Annotated in this window: 4 protein-coding genes; 2 read left to right on the top strand and 2 right to left on the bottom strand. The window is 65.5% G+C overall.

Annotated features, from left to right (window positions below):
• Positions 1-451 precede the first annotated feature (451 nt).
• Together GTW67_RS35475 and GTW67_RS35470 are read left to right on the top strand one after the other, a co-directional pair.
• Entirely contained in the window at positions 452-2338 is a 1887-nt protein-coding gene (locus tag GTW67_RS35475) for a DUF2075 domain-containing protein (protein WP_161168822.1), read from the top strand.
• Positions 2339-2451: 113 nt separating this feature from the next.
• Complete coding sequence (locus GTW67_RS35470; RefSeq protein ID WP_161168821.1) at positions 2452-4563, top strand: DUF2075 domain-containing protein; 2112 nt, start codon at positions 2452-2454, stop codon at positions 4561-4563.
• Between the two features lie 58 nt (positions 4564-4621).
• Here GTW67_RS35470 and GTW67_RS38025 read toward each other — a convergent pair whose 3' ends face one another.
• Entirely contained in the window at positions 4622-4750 is a 129-nt protein-coding gene (locus tag GTW67_RS38025; protein WP_237519183.1) for a DUF6408 family protein, read from the bottom strand.
• Between the two features lie 263 nt (positions 4751-5013).
• Positions 5014-8043 (bottom strand): AAA domain-containing protein, encoded by a 3030-nt coding sequence (locus GTW67_RS38020; protein WP_161168823.1) that lies wholly within the window; start codon positions 8041-8043, stop codon positions 5014-5016.
• Between the last annotated feature and the right edge of the window lie 161 nt (positions 8044-8204).

Genomic DNA, 8204 nt, shown 5'->3' with positions numbered 1-8204 from the left:
TGGTATCAGTGCCACCGAGAGCAGTAAGGCGGCGGCAGCACTGCGAGTGCGGCTCATGTGCACTGGTTCAGTACCTTTCGGTTGACAGATCGTCACGTTCTGTCGCGCGTCGGTAGTGAACCACAATCAGTGGAGTCGACCTGTGGACTCCCCGTGAACATCCTGTACGTGGCAAGCTCGCGAGCCGAACGACGGACGGTGCCCAGACCGATGTCCTCGCCCCTTCCCTGGTCCTTTCCTCGGCTACTCGAAGCCTCGGCAGCCACTTGACGCCGCCTGCCCTGCTGAGAACCCAATATCTCGATGGCCACCCAGGGGGCCTGTCAGTGCCACCAGGTAATCTCGACGGCATCACCAACGCGGCCCGACGGGCTTCCGCTCCACTCCGGTGGAGTCTCGAAGGACATGCCCCCACCCGCACGAGTCACTTCGTGCTGCCTGGGGGAAGTCCTTGCTGTTCCGCGAGTCCGCCAAATCGATCGCCGCGAGGGCGCTCGACAGCTCGCTCTACCTGCATCTCACCGAGCAATTCGTCCACATGCATGGTTACCGGCCCAACGCAGCGGAGGTCCGCTCCTGGGAGCGGAGCATCCCCGCGCTGACTGCGGTCCTCAACGATGCGGGTCTCGGTGACGTCGAGGTCATGCTCGAATACGCGCTTCCACTGAACAGCAAGCGCGCGGACGTCGTACTCGCCGGCGTGCATCCGGCTACGGGTGAGCCGTCGTATGTCGTGGTGGAGCTGAAGCAGTGGAGCCAGGCACTCCCGGCCGAGGACGACCCGACGTTGTGCCACGTGGACGCCTACGCTCACCCCGTCCTCAACCCCATTGAGCAGGTGCGCCGGTACTGCGAGTACCTGGTCAACTTCAACGGGGCCGTCTCGGAGTATGGCCACAGGGTGAACGGGGTGTCCTTCCTGCACAACGCCACCGAGTTCGGGGTGACCGGTCTGCGGGAGATCGAGAGGGATGGCAACGGACTGCTCTTCACGGGGGAACGCCGCGGTGCGTTCATCGAGCACCTCCGTACGAGGCTCAGCGAGAAGCATTCGGGCGCGCGTGCGGCGGACGAGTTGTGCGACGGTGTACAGGTGCCCTCGAAGCAGCTGATGTCCGTAGCCGCGGAGGAGGTGCGAGAGCGCACGCAGTTCGTACTCCTGGACGAGCAGCAGGTCGCGTACCGGATGGTGCTCAATGCCGTCCAGAAGGCGAAGAACGCCGACCGCAAGGAAGTCGTCATCGTCACGGGAGGTCCCGGAACCGGCAAGAGCGTTATCGCCCTCCAACTGCTCGGGGAGCTCTACCGGCGCGGGGTACCCGCACTGCATGCCACCGGTTCCCAGTCCTTCACGAAGACGATGCGGAAGATCGCCGGAGCTCGCAAGCGAGAGGTCCAGGACCTCTTCAAATACTTCAACAGCTTCATGACGGCAGAGAAGAACAGCCTGGGTGCGCTGGTCTGCGATGAGGCCCACCGTATCCGGGAGACCTCGGCCAACCGCTACACCCGAGCCGCGCTCCGCACCGGCAGGGCACAGATCGACGAACTCATCGACGTCGCCTATGTACCCGTCTTCTTCCTGGATGAGCATCAGGTAGTGCGTCCCGGTGAGATGGGCACCGTGGCGGACATCAAGGAGGCCGCGGCGAGGCGGAACATCCCTTGCCACGTCGTCCCTCTGGACAGCCAGTTCCGCTGTGGTGGCAGCGACGCCTACCTGCGGTGGGTGGTCCGTCTGCTTGGCCTGGAACCCGGCGGGCCCGTTGTCTGGGAACCCGACGACCGTATGCAGTTGCTGGTCGCGGACAGTCCGCAGGAGATGGAGGCGTTCCTCGAGGCGCAGCGTGACCGGGGATATGGCGCCCGCATGTCCGCTGGCTACTGCTGGCGCTGGTCGCCGGAACCCAAGCCGGGAAGCCCTCTCCCATCCGACGTCGTCATCGGCGATTGGGCCCGCCCCTGGAACCTGCGTGGTGACCGCTCCGTCTCCGGTGCACCGCCGGCCGCCCTGTGGGCAACCGACCCGGCCGGTTTCGGCCAGGTCGGCTGCGTCTACACGGCCCAGGGTTTCGAATACGACTGGTCCGGCGTCATCATCGGCCCCGACCTGCTGTGGCGAGGCGACCGTTGGATCACTGACCGTACGGCGTCGAAAGACCCGGTCTTCAGGAAGTCGACTTCCGACGACGACGTCGACCGCCTGATCCGCAACACCTACAAGGTGCTGCTGACACGGGGCATGGTGGGCACGGTCGTCTTCTCGACGGACCCTGAGACGAGAGAAAAGCTGCGTCAGCTCGCGGGAGGTTCAACTCGGCACTTGGCTTCGGTCTGACGGTTTCCACCCGTTAAGATCCCCGATACCGGTTGCGGCCCGACGGGCTTCCTGCATGGACACGCCCCCACCCGCACGAGTCACTCGTGCTCTGGGGGGTCGTCCTCTTGCCCATGCTCCTGCTGCGATTGGCAGCACAGGATCTGCTCGCCCTGAACGAACGACGTCGCCTGGTGCCCCACCTGGCGGCCCGTTGGGTGCACTTCCAACGGGGCGAGTCCTCCGACGGAGAGCGCGCAGCATGGGCTGAAAGTCTTGTCGCGCTCGCCCAGGACCTGGTTGCTGCTGAGCGCGGCAACGTCGAGATGATCGTCGAGTGTTCTCCGACGGTGGACTCGTCCGAAGGGGCTAACCGGCCGGGGCTGATTGATGTGGTCCTCGTGGGCAGACATCCCGTGGAAGGCAACCTCTCCGTACAACTCGTCGAGCTGAAGCAATGGTCGTCGGTGACGAGGGTGGAGGCCGCGACAGCTGACCTCGTGTACGTACCGGGAATCGAAGATCCCGTCGCACATCCTGCTCTTCAACTCGGTGAATACCACTCACTGTTCACCGGTCCCGCCGGACCACTCAACGGGCTGCAGTTCGAATGCGGCGGCTTCGCATATCTCCACAACGCCACGGACGACTCCGTCCGGCCACTGCTCGGGGTCGACGCCCCCACCGGACCGTACGCCCATACCTACACCAGGGACACCCGGGCCAGACTCCTCAAGGACCTGCAATCTCACTTCGCTGCCGGGGACAACTACTCGGCCGCCGAGTACATCCTGCAGCGGATGAACCTCCGAAACACGCCGCTGCTCGACGCTATGGTCAACTCGAACGGGGAGGACACCGTCTTCACCCTGAGAGACAGGCAGAAGGAGGTGGCCGACGACGTACTTGAGGCGTCCGAACTGATTCTGGACAGCCCGGACCGCGAGGCACTCGTCCCACGCCCACAGCGCGCGGTCTTTCTTGTCACCGGGGGCGCAGGCACTGGGAAGAGCGCGATCGGGCTTCAGCTGCGAGCCGACCTCGAAGGCGCCGGGCGAACGGTGATGTACGCGAGCGGATCGCGGGCCTTCAACGCTGCCATCAAGGAGAACGTCGGATACACCGAGGCCGAGTTCCGCAAGCGATTCACGCACTTCGGTGCTTTCGTCGAGACGCCGGAGCCGCCGCTGGACGTGCTGATCTGCGACGAGGCGCACCGGCTACGGGACATGTCCAAGAACTGGCGTCTGCCCGCCGAGAAGCACGGCACGGAGCCACAGGTGGACGAACTCCTCAAGGCGTCCCGCCTGACCGTGTTCTTCCTCGACGGAGCTCAGACGGTGCGCCCGCACGACGTGGGCACGGCGCAGCTCATCAAGGAAGCAGCACAACGCCATGATGCCGTCTTCCGTCAATACCATCTGGTGGAGCAGTACCGCTGCGGAGGCAGTGACGCCTACCTTCGCTGGGTCCGGGCGCTGCTCGGTGTTTCGCCGGAGAAGGCACACGAGTGGGTTCCGGACGGCCTCATGCACATCGAGGTCGTTGATACGCCTGACGAGATGGAGCACATTGTCCGTGCCGAGTTCGACGCCGGAGCGACTGCCCGGATGGTGGCCGGCTTCTGCTGGCCCTGGAGCAAGCCGGACAAGAAAAAGAGCCTTCAGAACGACGTGCGTATCGAAGGGTGGCACCGTCCGTGGAACGCCGACAGCGCGTCCTTCTGCGCCAACGGCGAGCCACCGTCGAAGATCTGGTCTGTGCACGACGCGGGAATCGGGCAGATCGGCTGTGTTTACACGGCGCAAGGGCTCGAATGGGACTGGTGCGGCGTGATCATGGGAGACGACATGGTCTGGCGCACCGACCGCTGGGTCTTCCAGAGGGGAAAGCTGCGAAAGGACCGGGAGACCGGTGTGAAGCGGGTGGCGAAGCCGGGATCGGTCGATCCGAAGGTGCGTGTGAGCACACTCGACGATGACGACTTCGAGCGCTGTGTTCGGCATGCCTACCACGTTCTGTTGACCAGGGCGAGCAGAGCAACCGTGGTCTACTCCACGGACGAGGAGACCAGGAAGTACCTCAAGAAACTGGTCGGTGAGACCGACGTCCACGGCCTCAGGCCCACTCGGGAGTCCATCCCACCCGAACTGAGGACTCTCCGCCACGTTGGGGGCTCGCAGGGGCGCAGGGCTCGACGTGCACGGAACAAGGCGAAACTGAAGAATGAAATGATGTTGTTCTGAGCCTTCGGCGAAAAGAATGGAGTGGCGGGCCCCCGAGCGCGCCCGCCACTCGCCTGCTTCAGAAGAGCAGGTGCGCTGCCGACATCATGGCGGCCACCAACAGGTTGGCGACCACATTGACGGCGACGTTCGCCAGGACCTTGCGGATCCGGGCGCAACGTGCAGGCTGGTACTCAACAGGGTCCATACGTGACCACTCCTTGGCGGTGAACAGGAATGGTGGGGGGACGGCCCACCGGGCATCCGCTCACACACCGCACGCAGACGTACGGCGATACACCATCACTGCTCATATGCCATTGACTGGCGCATGAACTCTGCACTCGTACCCCTCGGGGAAGGTGCACAGCACAAGTCACTCTACTGCACACCTGGTTGTGCGGCCGTGGAAGGAGAGGAGCCCTTGGCCGTACGACGCAATCCCGATCGTCGCCCATCGCCTGACAAGAATTACGACGACGGCAGCCACCGTGCGGCCTGTTCCCGGCTGACCTTGGCGGCGTCCACGTACCACTTGCGGCGGGTGGCATCCCATCGCGCGCCGAGCTGCTTCTTGGCCTCGTCCTTGTCCGCGTAGGGGACGTCGAGATACAGCCGTCCTTCAGCGGTGCTGTCCCCCACGCCGGTCTTTCCCCTACCTGTCGTTCTCGGGTTCCACGCCGCTCTTTCCTTGCGGGCACGTTCGATCACCCGCCCCACCCGCTCGCACGCCACCGGGTCCGTCAGGCGCATCATCAGGTCGGTGGGACCCTTGTTGGCCAGCAAATTGAGCGAGCCGTGCCACAGCACGCTGCCGTCCAGGATCAGCACCTTCTCGTGCATCCGTTCTCGGAACTCGACCAGGCAGCCCACCGCCCGTAGTTCGTCGACCAGGCCCTGGACACGTTCCGCCGCGGCCTCGGTCGTCTGCTCCTGCGGGGCACGGGTCTTGACGGTCACCTGCACACCGTCCACGACCCGCTTCGCGAGCTGCGCGGACCAGGTCCGGACGGGCTGGCGATCGAGGAACGGTGAGTACAACTCGATGGTGCGTGTGGCCCGAGCGATATCCCATTGGACCGCCGCAGGGACCTCGTCGGCGGGGAAGAAGGCGGGCCGTGCCAATTCCTCGTCGGACAGCGCCGACAGTTGCGCGGCGTCGCGGACGGGGATGAGCTGGTCCACAGACATGCACTGCGCCTTCGCCTCGAGGTGGTCGAGCATGCGCAGCGCCTCGCTGCCCGCAGCCAGATGCTCGCGGAGGTGCTCGACGTCTGCAAGGACGACGAGATGGTCCTGAGCCCGGCTCAGCGCGACGTTGAGGAGACGGCAGGTGTGCGAGGACAGGCCGCTGCCGTTGAAGAAGAAGCCCGGTGCTCTGCCCGAGCCCGCCGTGGTGTCGAGGATGACAATCGGACGCTGGCTCCCCTGGAACCGGTGGACGGTGTCCACGAGACCTTCGTACGACTGTCCGAAGCGGTACGTCAGGCTGCTCTTGAGGGCCTGTACCTGGGCACGGTAAGGAGCGATCACCGCCAGCCGGTCGGTGGCCTGCTCCCCGGCGGGCACGCTTTCTGCCTTGCGGCCGGGCAGGACCCCCTCGTACTGAAGACCGCGGACGAGTTCGTGGACAGCCGCCTCGTGCACCGTGTTGGTGCGATGGTCGCGCCCGGCAATCCGTTGCTTCGAGGTGTCGATGAGGATCACCGGCGCGTCGACCAGTGGATTGAATGGAACGCGTGAGTAGCCTCCCCGTCCTGTGGACAAGGGGGCGTCCGGGTAGGCGACCGTGTTGACCACGTCGCAGATGGGGCCGCGCATTCGATACTGGGTGTTCAGTGCCACGAGCCGGGCGTCCGGCCGTACGGACCCGGACTCGCCGACCAGTCCGGCGGCGTGGAAGACGTCCCGCGCACACCACAGCAGCGCGTGGTCGCGTTCCGCCGGCGTGGCCTTGCGGTCGCTGCTGCCCTTGGTCACGGCCGGCAGCTGACGGAAGTCGCCCGCCACGACGACCCGTTTTCCAGCGAGACCCGCCGCGTACCAGGCGGAGGGAAGGTCGACCATCCCGGCCTCATCAATGACGACCACGTCCACGCGGTCGAGCAGTTTGCGTGACTGGACGGCTTTGGCCACGGTGGCACCGAGTACCCGGCACTGTAGGCGGACCGCGTCCTTGATCTTCCGTCGCTGCTCCTCAAGCGAGTTGATCTCCTGTTGCAGCAGGTCGGCCCGCGAGACCAGCACCGTCCGCTCCGGCAGGCCGGACAAAGCGGCCTCCTCTGCCGACAGGGCGGACCTGAGCCGGGTCGCCTCGGTCAGGGAGCGCTGCCGGGTGCGCTCGGCTGCGGCGAGGTTCGATGCGATCGATTCCAGCCGGGTGCGGCCACTGGCTACGGCCGCGCGGGCATTGTCCAGTTGACGCTGCTTGCGCTCGGAGAACAGGCCGCGCGGCACACCGATCTTCTCGATCAGGGCAGTCTGCTCGGCGATTTCCCTGTGTGCCGAGTGCTGGGCGGAGTGTGCGGCGTCGCGGCTCTGTTCAGCTTGTGTCTGCTGCAGCTGTGCCGTTGCGAGTCGGGTACGAAGACCGCCCACCTTCTCGTGTCTGGCGATACCCGCACGCGTGGTGCGCAACTCCTCGGCGCGTTCGGCGAGGGACGCGTCCAGCGAGGCGGAGAGCCGCGCCGCGATCCGGTCCTGGTCGACCTGCTCTCCGTACCTGTCCTGCAACGAGGGCACGGTGATCTCCCCGGCGCGCTGGACGAGGCCGGTCGAGAAGGCAGTCTCCGAGGAGAGAAGATCGCAGACACGCTCCAGCGCCTGATCCACGGCGACCTTGGTCGGTGCCAGGAAGAGGACCGTGAGCCCCTGTCGGTAGCTGCCCTCGATGATGTGTCCGACGACATCGGTCTTGCCTGTGCCCGGCGGTCCCCACAGGAAGGTGACCTCGGAGGCAAGAGCCTGGGCGACGGCCTGACGTTGTCCGGAATTGAGCTGCAAAGACCCCCAGTTTGCCACCCAGCGGGCCATCGACCGCTCGCTGCTGAGGCGAGGGTTGCCACGGCCCACCATCCATCCGGCACTCTCCACGCGCACCGGGTGTTCCGGCTGCCCCACCGTCTCCAACCGCTCAGCGAGGGCACGCCAGCCGGCCGCGTCGTCCTCACGGATCTGGACGTTCGCCGGAGCGTTCCCCAGATCGACGGCGGTGATGAGGCGCACATTGCCGTCCGGTAGCCGCTTCGCCTCCGCCTCCGCCCATTCGTCGGTGGACCGGGACGGCCGGACCAGCACGGGTTTGCCGTCGAGGCCGTCCTGCCACCTTCGGCACTGGAACAGGTACTCGTGGCGGTCCTCGGCGGACGACGTACGGCGCCCCTTCGACAACGCCACCTTCTGATTGTCCTTGCCGTCGCTGCGCAGTTCGGCAGCGACCTCCAGCCGGACCGCGGACAGCAGCTCGTCCACCGGATACGGACGTGTCGCCTCCTGCGTCATCTCCACCCCCGAGGTGATCGGCTCATACCCTGACATGTGTCGGTAGAGGGAACATGCGAAAGAGGGAGCCTATTGACAGAGAAGGAGGACGAACCTGATTCCGGTCAGCGCGTACTCGGGCCAGCTTGTTTATGACGCTGCTGTAAGCGCGTTTTGTCCAT

Source organism: Streptomyces sp. SID5910 (assembly GCF_009862125.1).
GTDB lineage: Bacteria > Actinomycetota > Actinomycetes > Streptomycetales > Streptomycetaceae > Streptomyces.
Note: the sequence above shows the minus strand (reverse complement) of the source record. Positions and strands in the feature narration are given on the sequence as shown.

Coding starts and splice junctions, on each gene's coding strand:
- GTW67_RS35470 (WP_161168821.1), top strand. CDS start 2,452: ATGCTCCTGCTGCGATTGGCAGCACAGGATCTGCTCGCCCTGAACGAA.
- GTW67_RS38020 (WP_161168823.1), bottom strand. CDS start 8,043: ATGACGCAGGAGGCGACACGTCCGTATCCGGTGGACGAGCTGCTGTCC.
- GTW67_RS38025 (WP_237519183.1), bottom strand. CDS start 4,750: ATGGACCCTGTTGAGTACCAGCCTGCACGTTGCGCCCGGATCCGCAAG.